This is a genomic window from Methylobacterium sp. PvP105 (genome assembly GCF_017876975.1).
GTDB classification, from domain to species: domain Bacteria; phylum Pseudomonadota; class Alphaproteobacteria; order Rhizobiales; family Beijerinckiaceae; genus Methylobacterium; species Methylobacterium radiotolerans.
Map to the genome: position 1 here is coordinate 3,200,444 of NZ_JAGIPA010000001.1, position 14,116 is coordinate 3,214,559.

9 protein-coding genes are annotated in these 14,116 nt (G+C 73.8%); 6 read left to right on the forward strand and 3 right to left on the reverse strand.

The genetic code is table 11. The features are described from left to right. Positions 1 to 18: 18 nt before the first annotated feature. A complete protein-coding gene (locus tag J3A75_RS15440) occupies positions 19 to 321 on the reverse strand; it encodes a hypothetical protein (protein ID WP_053622695.1) in 303 nt (100 codons plus the stop codon). 375 nt (positions 322 to 696) lie between these two features. Here J3A75_RS15440 and J3A75_RS15445 point away from each other — a divergent pair, with 375 nt between their 5' ends. From J3A75_RS15445 to J3A75_RS15460, 4 genes are all read left to right on the forward strand, one after another. Then, positions 697 to 1,458, forward strand: a complete 762-nt coding sequence (locus tag J3A75_RS15445; protein ID WP_024830209.1) for a response regulator — start codon at positions 697 to 699, stop codon at positions 1,456 to 1,458. 2 nt (positions 1,459 to 1,460) lie between these two features. Further along, positions 1,461 to 2,510, forward strand: a complete 1,050-nt coding sequence (locus J3A75_RS15450) for a cytochrome-c peroxidase (RefSeq protein WP_053622694.1) — start codon at positions 1,461 to 1,463, stop codon at positions 2,508 to 2,510. Beyond that, a complete protein-coding gene (locus J3A75_RS15455; protein ID WP_024830207.1) occupies positions 2,507 to 4,969 on the forward strand; it encodes a two-component system VirA-like sensor kinase in 2,463 nt (820 codons plus the stop codon). The genes J3A75_RS15450 and J3A75_RS15455 overlap by 4 nt, the downstream gene beginning before the upstream one ends. 319 nt (positions 4,970 to 5,288) lie before the next feature. Further along, complete coding sequence (locus J3A75_RS15460; RefSeq protein WP_053622692.1) at positions 5,289 to 8,333, forward strand: PAS domain-containing protein; 3,045 nt, start codon at positions 5,289 to 5,291, stop codon at positions 8,331 to 8,333. 97 nt (positions 8,334 to 8,430) lie between these two features. On the opposite strand, the gene J3A75_RS15465 is transcribed toward J3A75_RS15460, so the two are convergent. After that, complete coding sequence (locus tag J3A75_RS15465; protein ID WP_024830205.1) at positions 8,431 to 9,177, reverse strand: SDR family oxidoreductase; 747 nt, start codon at positions 9,175 to 9,177, stop codon at positions 8,431 to 8,433. Positions 9,178 to 9,273: 96 nt separating this feature from the next. Between J3A75_RS15465 and J3A75_RS15470 the strand changes: the two genes are divergently transcribed. Then, a complete protein-coding gene (locus J3A75_RS15470) occupies positions 9,274 to 10,173 on the forward strand; it encodes an AraC family transcriptional regulator (protein WP_024830204.1) in 900 nt (299 codons plus the stop codon). Positions 10,174 to 10,529: 356 nt separating this feature from the next. Next, on the forward strand, positions 10,530 to 11,708 hold the full coding sequence (locus tag J3A75_RS15475; RefSeq protein WP_209650413.1) for a DUF1624 domain-containing protein: 1,179 nt from the start codon (positions 10,530 to 10,532) through the stop codon (positions 11,706 to 11,708). A gap of 61 nt (positions 11,709 to 11,769) precedes the next feature. On the opposite strand, the gene ybaL is transcribed toward J3A75_RS15475, so the two are convergent. Further along, the gene (gene ybaL / locus J3A75_RS15480; RefSeq protein ID WP_059408935.1) at positions 11,770 to 13,644 is read right to left on the reverse strand and encodes a YbaL family putative K(+) efflux transporter; all 1,875 of its coding nucleotides are present in this window, start codon (positions 13,642 to 13,644) and stop codon (positions 11,770 to 11,772) included. Between the last annotated feature and the right edge of the window lie 472 nt (positions 13,645 to 14,116).

The following is a 14,116-nucleotide window of genomic DNA, read 5'->3' on the forward strand; positions in this document are numbered from 1 at the left end:
CTGTCGACAGCGGAGAGATCAGAGCGCGTGCCGATTCGTGCTGCTGATATCGCGCAGGAAGTCGACGTAATCCGGGTGGATACTGTGGATGCACCCGCCGAACGCGAAGCTGACCACCAGCGCGTCGAGCAGCCGTCGTCCGAGGCCGCCGCGCGCCGGTTGCGACGCGGCGACCGGAGACGAGATCGGACCGTCGCGCTCCCGCGGCGGGCGTCGCGGCGGCCCGACAAGGTCAGCCGGCGCATTCCGGAAGTCGGGCCCGGACTTGCCGAAGTGTCGCCGACGGCGCGGGCGGATTTCCAGAATCGCGGCGTCAGGCATGGTCACCTCTCTATTGCGAGAGCGTGATCGTGATTTTCGCGAGTTACATCCCCGTGTCTGGGCAAGATGTTTTCCGTTACAACGGTAACAGGTCCGAATTTCGTTGGTCCGATACGGTACGGGACCGTTCGAATGCTCGCGCTGTGCTGTCACGCACAATGCGAAGGGCGCAATCTTTTAGGGGGCGTGATATCAACTCGGCCGTGTAAGGCCCGATGACCGGACGCGCCCAGGTAGGCCGCCGGGGCGGACCGGCGACGGACGCGAAGGTCTTCCGGTCGGCGATATCCGCCCGACCGGACACTCCTCCCGCCCCGGGAGCCGGCGCGTCGAGATCGTGCCGTCGCGGCGAGCCGCCGCGAACCGGAGGTGGCCATGATCGAATCCAGTCTGGACCGAGTTCAGGGTCGGAGCGCGCGCGCCGGCGCGACCCGCATCCTCCTCGTCGAGGACGACGCCGGCATGCAGCGCATCGTCTCGGACCACTTCGCCGATCACGACGTCGCCGTGACCGCGGCGACCGACCGGGCGGAGGCGGAGAAGCGGCTCGCGGAGGCCGAATTCGACCTCGTCGTGCTGGACCTGCGGCTGGGCTCGGAGAACGGGCTCGACCTGCTGCGTGACCTGCGCACCCGGAGCGACCTGCCGGTGATCATCACCACCGGCCATCGCCGGGACGAGATCGACCGGGTGATCGGCCTCGAACTCGGCGCCGACGACTACCTCGTGAAGCCCTACGGCCTGCGCGAGCTGCTCGCGCGGGTGCGGGTCATCCTGCGCCGCGCCGAGGTGGCGCCCGCCCCGGCGCGGGTCCAGGAGTCCCACCGCAGCCGCTTCGCCGGCTGGGTGCTGGACCGGCGCCGCCGGCGCCTCACCAATCCCGACGGCGCGGAGGTCGCGCTCAGCAAGGGCGAGTACGCGCTGCTGGTGGCCTTCCTCGACGCGCCCCAGCGCCCGCTGAGCCGCGAGCAGCTCCTCCAGGCCACGCGCGTCCACGAGGACGTGTTCGACCGCAGCATCGACGTCCAGATCCTGCGGCTGCGCCGCAAGCTGGAAGCGGATCCGAGCGCGCCCCGCCTGATCGTCACCGAGCGCGGCGTCGGCTACGTCCTCACCGCGACCGTCGAGAAGCTGTAGCCGTGGCCCGGTTCCGTCCCGGCCGCGGCCGCGTCGCGGTCGCCGCGCTCCTCGCCAGCGCGCTGGCGATCCTCGCGGCGGCCGCCCACGAGAGGCCGCACGAGGGGCCGCACGCGGGGCCGGCCGACGCCGAACTCTCCGCCGAGGCCGCGGATGCCCTGGGGGTGATCACGCCGGTGCCGGGCACCCTGGGGGCGGACCCGGACCGGGCCGCCATCGGCCGGCTGCTCTTCACCGACACGCGGCTGTCGCGCGGAGGCGACCGGGCCTGCATCACCTGTCACGACATCCGCACCAGCGGCGCGAGCGCGGTGCCCCGGAACCTGACCGCTGACGGCACGCCGGTTCCGCGCAACACGCCGACGGCCTTCAACGCGGCGCTCAGCTTCCGGCTGGGCTGGGCCGGCGACATCCCGAGCCTGCGCGAGCAGGCCGAGCTCGCCCTGACGCGGCCCGAATTCCTGGGCGGCTCCTGGCCGCGGATCCTCGACACGGTCCGCGACGACCCGGTGCTCGCCCCGATGTTCCAGGCCGCCTACGGCCGCGCGGCCGACCGGGAGGCGGTGATCGACGCGATCAACAGCTTCGAGCGCACCCTCCTCACCCCGGACAGCCGCTTCGACCGCTGGCTGCGCGGCGACGCCCGCGCCATCACCGGCCCGGAGCGGGCGGGCTACGACCTGTTCCGACGGATCGGCTGCGCGGCGTGCCACCAGGGCGTCAATGTCGGCGGCAACCTGTTCGAGAAGGTCGGGATCTTCGTCACGATCCCCAACAAGGTCGCCGAGGTGCTGCGGGTGCCGAGCCTGCGCAACGTCGCGGTCACGGCGCCGTACTTCGACGATGGCGGCGTCGCCACGCTCCCCGAGGCGGTCCGGCTCATGGCGCGGGCGCAGCTCGGCCGGGAACTCACCCCGGCGCAGGTCGACGGGATCGTCGCCTTCCTGGGAACCCTGACCGGCACCTACGAGGGCCGGCCCCTGACCGCGCCGCCGGCGCCCGGCGCGGGGTTGCAGGACGGCGCGCGCCCGGACGGCAAGCCGCAGCTATGAGACTGACCCTGCAGGCCGTCACGCTCGGCGCGCTGCTCGCGGCGCTGCTGACATGGCTCCTGATCAACGGCAGCGGCGGGATGGAGGCCGCCTACGTGGCGACCCAGCGGACCGTCGACGCCCTGGCGCTGGCCGAGTCGCGCATGCAGCACGATGTGCTGCGGGCCCGGACCGGCCTGCTGCGCAACTACGATCCGATCGTCGCGCACCTGCGCGAGATGCAGAAGGCCGTGGCCGACCTGCAGGCGAGCAATGCCGGGGATGCCGATGTCCGGGTGCTGGCCGAGGCGGTGGACCGGGAGGCCGAGATGGTCGAGCGGTTCAAGACCGGCAACGCCCTGGTGCAGAACTCGATCGCCTACTTCGACTCGCTCAGCGACCGTCTGTCCGAGTCCGACATCGCCCCCGGGCTCGCGCGCGCGGTGGCCGCGCTCCAGATCCGGGTCTCGGAACTCGTGCGCGACTCGACGCCGGCGCGCCTCGCCGACATCCGGAGCCGCCTCGAGACGCTGCACGCCGCCGACGGGGCGGCCGCCCGGGCCGGCGACGTCGACGCCATCGTCCTGCACGGGCGGCAGCTCCTGGAACTGCTGCCGCACGTCGACGCGGTCACGCGCTCGCTGCCGGCCTCGTCGAGCGAGGCGGCCCGCGAGGCGCTCCTGGACGCCCGCCGCGGCCTCCGCGACCGGCGCCAGGCCCGGGCGGACGGGTTCCGCCTCGCGCTCTACGCCGTCGCCCTCGCGCTCCTCGCCCTCGTGGTCCGCGTGGGCCTGCTGATGCGGGCCGGGACCCGGATCCTGCGCCGGACCGTGGCCTTCCAGACCGTCGTGGCGCGGGCGGCGAACCGGTTCCTGGCGAGCCAGCCCGACGAGACCGCCACGCGCATCGTGGACGTCCTCGCCATCGTGGGCGAGGGGCTCGACACGGATCACGGCTACGTCCTCATGCTCGATGGCACCGGCGCGGTTTACCTCTGGAACCGGCCCGGCCTCGCGCCGCCGAGCGGCTGGCCGGTGGCGCAGCAGGCTCTCGTGCACGACGTGGCGGCCGCCGCCAGCGATCTCATCTTCGTCGAGGTGGCGGACGAGACCGGGCCGCCGGCCCTGCGCCGGTCCCTGGCCGCGCGCGGCGTCGTCTCGTGGGCCTGCGCGCGGCTGCGCCGGGGCGAGCGCATCGTCGGCCTGCTCTGCTTCGAGCGCACCACCTCCGGCCTGCCGCCGTGGCTGCGGCACTCGCGCGGCCTGCTGCAGGTCGTCGCCGACAGCTTCGCGGCCGCCCTGGAGCGGCAGCACGTCTGGGCCGAGCGCCGGGAGATCGAGGCGGCCCTGCGCCGCGCGCAGCGGCTCGAGGCCATCGGCACCTTCGCGAGCGGCGTCGCCCACAACATCAACAACGTCCTCAACGTCATGCTGGGTCATGCCGAGATCGCCGGGGACGCCCTGCCGTCCCATCCCGGTCGGGCGGCCGAGCATGTCGGGCTGCTGGTCCAGGCCGGCGGCCGCGCGCGCGAGATCGCCGGCCAGATCCTCGATTTCGGCCGCCGCGGGCGCTCCGCGCAGTGTACCAGCGCGGCCGACGCGGTGCTCCACGAGACCGTGGCGCAGATCCGCGCCTCCACGGCCGGCCCGGCCACGATCGAGCTCTCGGGCACCGCGGAGGGCGCCCGCGTCGGCGGCGAGCCGGCGCAATTGCAGCAGGTGGTCCACAACCTCATCCGCAATGCCGTCCAGGCCTCCGAGCCGGGCGCGGCCGTCGACGTGCGGCTCGACCGCGTCGCCCTGCCGGGTCCCGGCGCCCTGACCCACGGTACCCTGCGGCCTGGCAACTACGTGCGGATCCGCGTGTCCGACACCGGCCGCGGCATGGACGAGGCCACGCTGGCGCGGATCTTCGAGCCGTTCTTCACCACCCGTCCGGCCGGGACCGGCCTGGGGCTCGCCACGGCCTACGAGTTCGTTCAGGAGCACGACGGCGCCTTCGACGTGCGCAGCGCACCGGGCCGGGGCAGCGCCTTCGCGGTGTGGCTGCCCGTGATCCCGCAGGTCGAGGGCGGGGCGGCGGCCGGCGGGACCGTGATGCTGGTCGGGCGCACGCCCGGGTCGGTCCAGGACGACGAGGAGACGTTGGCCGCCCTGGGCTACGAGCCGGTCGGCTACGCGGATCCCGAGGCGGCCCTGGCCGTCCTCCGGCGGGATCCGCAGCGGTTCGATCTGCTGATCGTCGAGAACCGTCTAGCCGATTCCTCGGGCCTCGCCTTCGCGCACCGGGCCGCGGAGATCTGCGTGCGGCCGATCGTGCTCTCGCTGTCGGCGACCGACGCGGTGCAGCCGGAGGTGCTCGCGGCGGTTCCCATCGCCGACATCGTCCGGCGGCCGTGGCGCTCGAACGCCCTGGCGCTGACCCTGCAGGGCCAGCTCGCCTCCGCCCGCCCGGCGCGCGGCCCGGCCGCCGTCTCCTGAGGGACCTGGACGACGCGCGGCCCGGCTTGTCCGGTCCCCGGCTGTATCAGGATTCTGCGAGGCGGGGATCGCGATCGCGGCCCCGGCTTTGACAAGCTCGGCGTCTCGTGGGACCGCTCTGGCATGCCGGGCGACCAGATGCGCGATGCCGCCCCGACGACCGAACGGACCGGGTCGACCTTCGCGGTAGCCTCCGCGTGCGATGATCCGCCGGCGCGCGCCGCAACGCGGCCGGCCGCCCGAGGGAGCGGGCGAGACCGGCATCCGACCCCGTCGCCCCAGGATCCCCCGATGCCCTTCGAAGCCGCGCCAGGACGTCATGCACGGCAGATCTGACGCCCCGATCCGCGGCCCGGCCTTCCTGGCCGACGGCGGCGCGATGGGCGTGCTCCTGAGCGCGCACGACTGGGACAGTACGCCCCTCGGCGCGCCGCTCGCCTGGGCCGAATCCCTGAAGACCCTCGTCGCGGTCATGTTCGGCGCGAACCAGCCGATGTTCATCGTCTGGGGTCCGGAGCGGCGGCTCCTGTACAACGATCTCTACGCGCAGATCCTCGGCGGGCGGCACCCCGCGGCCCTCGGCCGGGACTACCTCGAGGTCTGGGGCGCGATCGGGGCCGGTCTCGCCCCCCTCGTGGAGAGGGCCTATTCCGGCCGCCCGGTCCACACGGCGGATGGCGAGCACGTCCTCCACGACGGGGGCGACGGGGCCGGCGCGGCGCGCTTCGCCCTCTCCCTGGTGCCCGTCCGGGACACGGCGGGGCACGTCGCCGGCCTCTACGGGGCCTGCACGGCGCTCGCCGGCCAGGAGCCCGCCGCGCGCCGTCCGCGCGAGACGGAGGCGTCGCTTCGGGACAACGAGGAGCGGCAATCCTTCCTGCTCGATCTCAGCGACACGCTCCGCCCGCTGACCGCGTCGGCGGAGATCGTCGAGGTGGCCTCGCGGCGCCTCGGCGAGCGCCTCGGTGCCAGCCGCGTCTTCTACGCCGAGATCTGCGGCAGCCTGATGAAGGTCGAGCGCGAATACGCCCGGGGCGTCGGCTCGATCGTGGGGGAGCATTCCCTGGCCGCGTTCGGCCCTGACCTGCTGGCCGCCTACCGCGACGGGAACGTCGTCGCGGTCGAGGACGTGGCCGCCGATCTCCGGTTCAGCGACGCGGCGCGCGCCGGCCTCGGGTCGCGCGAGGTCGCGGCCTTCGTCGACGTCGTGCTGTTCCGCGGCGCTGAGTGGGTCAGCCTGCTGGCGGTGCAGAGCGCGGTCCCGCGCGCCTGGACCACCGCCGAGGGTAACCTGATCCGCGACGTCGGCGAGCGCGTGAAGGCGGCGATCGAGCGCGCCCGCGCCGAGGCGGCCCTGCGCAAGAGCGAGGAGCACCTGGCGGCGATCTTCGCCGGCGCCTCCGTCGGCCTGTCGGAGGTGGATGCCGCGGGGCGCTTCCTGCGGGTCAACACCGAGTTGTGCCGCATCCTCGACCGGCCGGCCGAGGCGCTGCTGCGGCTCGGCATCGGCGACGTGACCGATCCCGCGGACCGGTCGCCGAGCGCGGCCGCGATGGCGCGGGCCCTCGAGACCGACCGCAGCGTCGCCCTCGACAAGCGGTATCGCCGCCCGGACGGCAGCGCGATCTGGGCGAGCAGCAGCATCCGGCGCCTCGACGACGCGGACGGCAGGCTCAAGAGCCTGCTGATCGTCACGGCCGATCTCAGCCGGCGCAAGGAGGCCGAGCAGCGCTTGGCCGAGAGCGAGCGCCGCCTCCAGCACCTGAACGAGACCCTGGAGCTGCAGGTCTCCGAGCGCACCGCGGAGCGCAATCTCTTCGCCACGATCGTCGAGAGGACCGACATCATGGTGATGGCGGCCGATCTCGACTACAACATCCTGGCGATCAACAAGGCGAATGCCGACGAGTTCGCGCGCATCTACGGCGTGAGGCCGAAGGTGGGCGACAACATGCTCGACCTGCTGGCCGATCAGCCGGAGCACCAGGCGCAGGTGCGGGCGGTGTGGGGACGCGGGCTCGCCGGCGAGGAGATCACCCTGGTCGAGGCGTTCGGCGACGCCGGGCGGGCGCGTCCCCACTACGAGATCAGCTTCCGCACCCTGCGCGACGCGCGGGGCGCGCGCGCGGGCTGCTACCAGTTCGTCGTGGATGTCACCGAGCGCCTGCGCGGCCAGGCCGAGCTGGCCCAGGCGCAGGAAGCGCTGCGCCAGTCCCAGAAGCTGGAGGCGGTCGGCCAGCTCACCGGCGGCGTCGCGCACGACTTCAACAACCTGCTGACCATCATCCGCTCGTCCGTCGACTTCCTGCGCCGGCCCGATCTGCCGGAGGTCCGCAAGCGCCGCTACCTCGACGCGGTCTCAGAGACCGTCGAGCGGGCCGCGAAGCTCACGGGCCAGCTGCTGGCCTTCGCGCGCCGTCAGGCCCTCAAGCCCGAGGTGTTCGACGTCGGCCAGAGGGTGCGGGCGATCGCCGACATGCTCGACACGCTGACGGGCGCGCGGGTGCAGGTCGTGACCGAGGTGCCGGAGACGACCTGCCTGATCCGCGCGGATGTGAGCCAGTTCGAGACCGCGCTCGTCAACATGGCGGTCAACGCCCGCGACGCGATGGATGGAGAAGGGACGCTGATCCTGCGCGTGACTTGCGGCGCGGCCCTGCCGGCCATCCGCGGCCATGCCGGGTCCCAGAAGCCCTTCGCGGCGGTGTCGCTGATCGACACCGGCACGGGCATCCCGCCCGAGCAGATCGGGCGGATCTTCGAGCCGTTCTTCACCACCAAGGAGGTGGGCAAGGGGACCGGCCTCGGCCTGTCCCAGGTGTTCGGCTTCGCCAAGCAGTCGGGCGGCGACGTCGACGTGCGCAGCACCCTCGGTGCCGGCACCGCCTTCACCCTCTACCTGCCGGAGGTGCGGTCGCAGGAGCGTCCGGCCGGTGACCGCCTGCAGGATGCGGACCGCGCGCCGCTCGGGAGCGGGCAGCGCGTCCTGGTCGTGGAGGACAATGTCGGCGTCGGGCAGTTCGCGACACAGATCCTGGAGGATCTGGGCTACCAGCCGACCTGGGCGGCCAACGCCGAGGAGGCGCTGGACGAACTCGGCCGGGCGGGGAACCGGTTCGACCTGATCTTCTCGGACGTGGTGATGCCCGGCATGGGCGGCGTCGCGCTCGCGCAGGAGCTGCGGAGGCGCGCGCCGCAGGTGCCCGTGGTGCTGACATCGGGCTACAGCCACGTGCTCGCGCAGTCGGACGCCCACGACTTCACGTTGCTGCACAAGCCGTACTCGGCCGAGCAGCTCAGCCGCATCCTGCATCAGGCCCTGGGCCTGGGCCGGACGGCCGGCGCGTCCGCGGATCCATCCTGAGCCCGGGCTTCCGCGTCGGGATCCCGGACCTCCGGTCCGGGGCCGGCGCGGTTCGCCGCCGCCCGCACTCCGCGCGCACTCCGTCCTCAGCCCGCCCTCAGCCCGCCTTGGCCCACGCCACCGCGTCGGCACCGGCCGGCAGGCGCGTGGGGCATGACGGGTCCGTCGCCGCGCGCCACACCGCCTCCGCCACGTCCGCGGGCCGGGTCAGGTCCTCGTCCGCCTGCTGGAAGCCGGCGAAGACCTGCGCGGCCACCGCCGCGTAGGCCTCGGGGATGTCCATGCCCATGCGGGCGCGCGCGTTGGCGCCGAACGCGGTCTCCGGGGCGCGGCCGGGGATGACCAGCCGCGCGCGCACGCCGAACGGTTCGAGTTCCAGCGCCAGGGACTCGGTAAAGGCGTTCACCGCCGCCTTGCTCGCCGTGTAGACCGACAGCAGATGCAGCGGGCGCTGCGTCACGCTCGACGTCACGTTGACGACGACGCCCGCACGGCGCTCCCGAAACTGCGGCAGTACGGCCCGGGTCATCGCGATCGTGCCGAGGGTGTTCGTCTCGAACACCTCCCGCGCGGCGTCCATCGAGACGCCCTCCAGCGCGTTCAGGAGCCCGACGCCCGCGTTGTTGACCAGCACGTCGACCGGTCCGGCGGCCGCGACCGCGCGGGCGACGCTGTCTCGGTCGGTCACGTCCAGCGGCAGGAGGCTGAGACGATCGGACGGCGGCAGCAGATCGCCCCGCGGCCTGCGCATCGTGGCGACCACGCGCCAGCCACGCGCGAGGAAGGTGCGGGCCGTCTCCAGGCCGAAGCCGGACGAGCAGCCGGTGATCAGGATCGTGTTCATGGGAATTCCCGTGCAGATGGGGCAACGGGGTGATAGGGAGCGCGGGCCGGACCCGATACGTGCGCAAGTCCGGTTCGCATTGGCGAGCGTCCGAGAATGCCCGATCCGCTCACCCAGGTGGTCGGCCTCCTCCGGCCGAGTGCCCCGCTGTCCAAGCTCGTCACCGGATCCGGCCTCTGGGCGGTGCGGCGCGCGGATTCCGGTCGGCCGTTCTATGCCGCCGTGCTCGAGGGCGGGTGCCGTCTCGCGATCGACGGCGAGGCCGGGATCGTGCTCCGAGAGGGCGACTTTGTCCTCATTCCCGCGGCCCACGCGTTCACCACCACGAGCCTCGACCCGCCGCGGCGCGCCGCGCCGCCTCCCGTCGAGGTGGCCCCCGGCGTGTTCCGGCTCGGCGCCGCCGAGGGGCCGCCGAACGTCCGGATGCTCGTGGGGCACTGCGTCTTCGCGTCGAGCGACGCGGACCTGCTCGTGTCGCTGCTGCCCCGGTACGTGCATGTCCGCGGCGCCGCCCGGCTGACCACCCTGCTCGGCCTCGTGAACGAGGAGACGCGCGCCGACCGGCCGGGCCGCGACGTGGTCCTCGCCCGCCTGCTGGAGGTCGTGCTGATCGAGGCGCTGCGCGCCACAGCCGGGCCGGCGGCGCCCTCGGGATTGGTGCGCGGCCTCGCCGACGACCGGCTCGCCGCCGCGCTGCGGCTCATGCACGACCGGCCGACGGAGAGCTGGACGGTGGCCGCGCTCGCGCGGGAAGCGGGGCTCTCCCGGTCCACGTTCTTCGAGCGGTTCCGCCGCGCGGTCGGGGTCGCGCCGATGGCGTACCTGCTGGCGTGGCGGATGGCGCTGGCGAAGGATCTGCTGAGCCGCGAGGCGATCGGGATGGCCGAGGTGGCCGAGCGGGTGGGCTACAGTTCGGCGAGCACGTTCAGCGTCGCCTTCGCCCGGCACGTCGGCCGGCCGCCGGTCCGGTACGCGAGCGGGCGGCCGGCGCGGTGATCCGGGCCGGCTGACCGTGCCCGGGCGCGACGAGGCGGTGGCCTCATTCCGGCCCGACACCGGCATCGACGGGGCCAGTCGACCCTTCGCCCCGAGGCCGGGTTCGGCTACGAGACCGGCATCGCGCTCGACCGTCGCATCCGCGGCGGCGTGACCGACGCGCCTCGCCCCTTCGCGCAGGAGAACGTCCTGATCACCGATCCGCCGGCCCTCCGCTCCCAGATCGTTGCCGGTGCCGGCCGCCGCCGGGACCGCGCCGGTCGGGGGGCGTCGGCGTCCCGCGCGATCGCCGGCGGCGTCCGAGCCGGCATCGGCGCGCGCCTGCGGGGCGCACTCCGCACGACGGCGCGCTCCTGATGGTCTCTCGTTCCGTGGCGCCCGCCGCCGCGACCGGCGGCCCGGCGGCATCCCGGCGCATCGGCTCCATCGATGCCCTGCGCGGGCTGGTCATGCTGCTGATGCTCGTCGACCACGTGCGGGAGTTCTTCTACCTGCACGCGCAGGTCCGCGACCCGATGGACCTCGCCGCGACGCCGCCCGACCTGTTCCTGACGCGGGCGGCCTCGCACCTCTGCGCGCCGGTCTTCGTCCTGCTCACCGGCCTCTCGGCCTGCCTCTACGGGCAGAAGCACGGCCGGCGGTCGACCGCCGCCTTCCTGCTCAAGCGCGGGCTGCTCCTGATCCTGCTGGAGGTGACGCTCGTCAGCTTCGCCTGGGCCGGCAGCGTCCGACCGTCGATCCTCTACCTGCAGGTGATCTGGGTGATCGGCCTCTGCATGGTGTCGCTGGCCGGGCTCCTCTGGCTGCCGCGGCTCGCCCTCGTGGCCGGGGCCCTGGCGCTGATGCTCGGCCACAACCTGCTCGACGGGATCGCGATCCGGGCGGACGAGCCGGGCTACGTGCTCTGGTCGATCCTGCATCAGCGCGGGATGATCGCGCTGCCCTGGGGCGGCCTGGCGCGGACCTCGTACCCGCTCCTGCCCTGGATCGGCGTGATCGCGGCGGGCTACGCCCTCGGGCCGCTCTTCGCCGGCGGGGTCGATCCCGCGCGCCGGCGCGCGCGGCTCCTCGGGCTGGGGGCGGCCGCCCTGGTCGGTTTCCTCGCCCTGCGCGTGCTCAACGGCTACGGCGAACCGGTGCCGTGGCAGCCGGGGGCCACGCCGCTCGCCACCGCCCTGTCCTTCGTCAACCTGACCAAGTACCCGCCCTCGGCCGATTTCCTGCTGCTGACGCTCGGGCTCGGCCTCGGCCTGCTGGCGCTGTTCGAGACGCTGCCGCAGCGGCTCCTGGGCGGCCTGCGCGTCTTCGGCGGCGCGCCGCTGTTCTTCTACCTGCTGCACCTCGCGCTGCTGCGCTTCCTCTACGACGGTGCCGCGGCGCTGGGCCTCGCCGGAGCGTCGGGACGGGTGGAGGCCGGCTCGCCCCTCGCGCTCTGGCTCATCGCGGCCGCCGTGAGCGTTCCCCTCTGGTTGGCGTGCCGCGCCATGGTGCGCCTGAAGCGGGCCTCGACCTGGCCGGCCCTGAGCTACCTCTGACGGCGGCTCCCCGCGCTCCGGCCGGGGCCGGTCACGACCGGGCCGCCCTCGTGCTCCCGCGTCAGGACAGGTCCGCCCCGTCGCGGTCGTGCTGGTGGCGCAACTCGGGGCTTCCCCTCACCGGCCCGACCGTCCGTTCCGCGTCGCTCCGGCTCTCCGCGCGGGCCGTGTCGATGAAGACGCGGGCCTCGCCCTCCCGCACGCCGAGACTGCGCAGCGCGTAGAAGGACATGCCTAGGGCGAGCTCCCGCTCGCCCATCAGCACGAGGCCGACGCCGTCCTCCTCGAGATGGCGTCGCTCCGCCTCGCTGTGCGTGCGGACCACGGTGTCGATCCCCGGATTGGCCGCGCGCGCGGCCTCGACGAGCCGGCGGGCCTGGTGCGCGTCGGGCGTGGCGACGACGAGCAGGCGCGCCGTGCCGATGCCGGCCGCTTCGAGGATGCCGGGCGCCGTCGCGTCGCCGAACACGGCCTGCGTGCCCGCCGCGCGCAGGGCCAGCACGCGGCGCCGGTCGCGCTCCACCACGACGTAGGGCAGGTCCCAGGTCTCCAGCGTCGCGCCGATGCTGCTGCCGACGCGTCCGAAACCGACGATCACGACGTGGTCCCGGCGCGGCGGCTCCCCGCCCGAGACGGCGACGTCGACCACGCCCTCGCGCTCGAAGCGGGCGGCGAGCTCGGGCCGGTCGGCGAAGGCCTGCTCGATCCGGGCCGCCAGGGCGAAGAAGAGCGGGTTGAGCGTGATCGACAGCAGGGCTCCGCCCAGGATCAGGTTCCGCCCTTCCTCCGGCAGGAGCTTCAGCGACAGCCCGAGCGACACCAGGATGAAGGAGAACTCGCCGATCTGGGCGAGGCTCGCGGCGATCGTCAGGGCCGTGCCCAGCGGGTGCCGGAAGGCCAGCACGATGGCGACCGCCGCCAGGGACTTGCCCACCATGATCACGCCGAGCACCGCCAGGACCGAGAGCGGCGCGCGCACGAGGATGCCCGGATCGAACAGCATGCCGACGGAGACGAAGAACAGGACCGCGAAGGCGTCCTGCAGCGGCAGCGAGTCGGCGGCCGCCTTGTGGCTGAGATCGGACTCGGCGAGCACCATCCCGGCGAAGAACGCCCCGAGCGCGAAGGAGACTCCGAACAGCTCCGCCGAGCCGAAGGCGATGCCCAGGGCCAGGGCCAGGACCGCCAGGGTGAACAGCTCCCGCGAGCCGGTGCGCGCCGCCTGATCGAGCAGCCAGGGCACGAAGCGGCGTCCGCCGACCAGCATCAGCGCCGCGAAGACGGCGACCTTGGCGAGCGTCAGAGCGACGGTCAGCGCGAGGCTCTGCGCGCGGTCGGGTCCGACGAGCTGGGCCACGAGGTCCGTGAGCGCGTGGGCCGTGCCGTGCCCGAGGCCGCGGGCCTCGCCACCGAGCGAAGGCGCGAGGGCGGGCAGGACCACGAGGGTCAGCACCATCGCCAGATCCTCGACGATGAGCCAGCCCACCGCGATGCGGCCGTTATCCGTGTCGAGGAGGCCGCGCTCCTCCAGCGCGCGGAGCAGGACGACCGTGCTCGCGACGGAGAGGGCGAGGCCGAAGACCAGGCCCTGGCCGAGGGTCCAGCCCCAGGCGAGGGCCAGGCCGATGCCCATGGCGGTCGCCGCCGTGATCTGCACCACCGCGCCGGGCAGGGCGATGGCGCGCACGGCCATCAGGTCCTTGAAGGAGAAGTGCAGCCCGACCCCGAACATCAGCAGGATGACGCCGATCTCCGCGAGCTGGCCCGTGAGGTTGCTGTCGCCCACGAAGCCCGGCGTGTAGGGGCCGACGAGGACGCCCGCGACCAGGTAGCCGACCAGAGGCGGCAGCCTGAGGCGCTGCGCGACCATCCCGCAGATGAAGGCGAGGGTCAGCCCGAGGGCGATGACGGCGATCAGTTCGGTCGCGTGCGGCACAGGGTCTTCACCTCCGAAGGGCGATGCGGGTCGGGCGGAGCGAGCCTTCTCGACTGGCGAACGCGATTCAACCCTCTTCCGGCCGAACAGCTGTGCGGATCGCCGTCAGCGATCGCCGCGTCCCATCCGGGCGTTGCGAGACCGCCGGCCGCCGCGCCGCGATGGTCGGGCGGCCGGCGCCGCCCGCGTCTCCAATCGCGGCCATCGTGCAGGGATCCGGCGCGCGGTCGCGGGCCGAGGCGGGTCGGGGCGGGACGATCGGCCGGGACCCGGCACCCGCGGCTTCACCGCTGCCGCGACCGGGCGCCGTCGGAGGCCGCGCCACATGCGCATGTGTCCGGTGGTGCCCGCGACCGGCGGCGCGGCCGCTGCGTGCCCCGCCCCGCGGGTCGCGGGCCGGCCCGCGCCGGAGGGAGAGACGCCGCCGGCCGACGCGGATGCAGGCGCGTGGCCGGTCTCCGGCAGGGCCGGC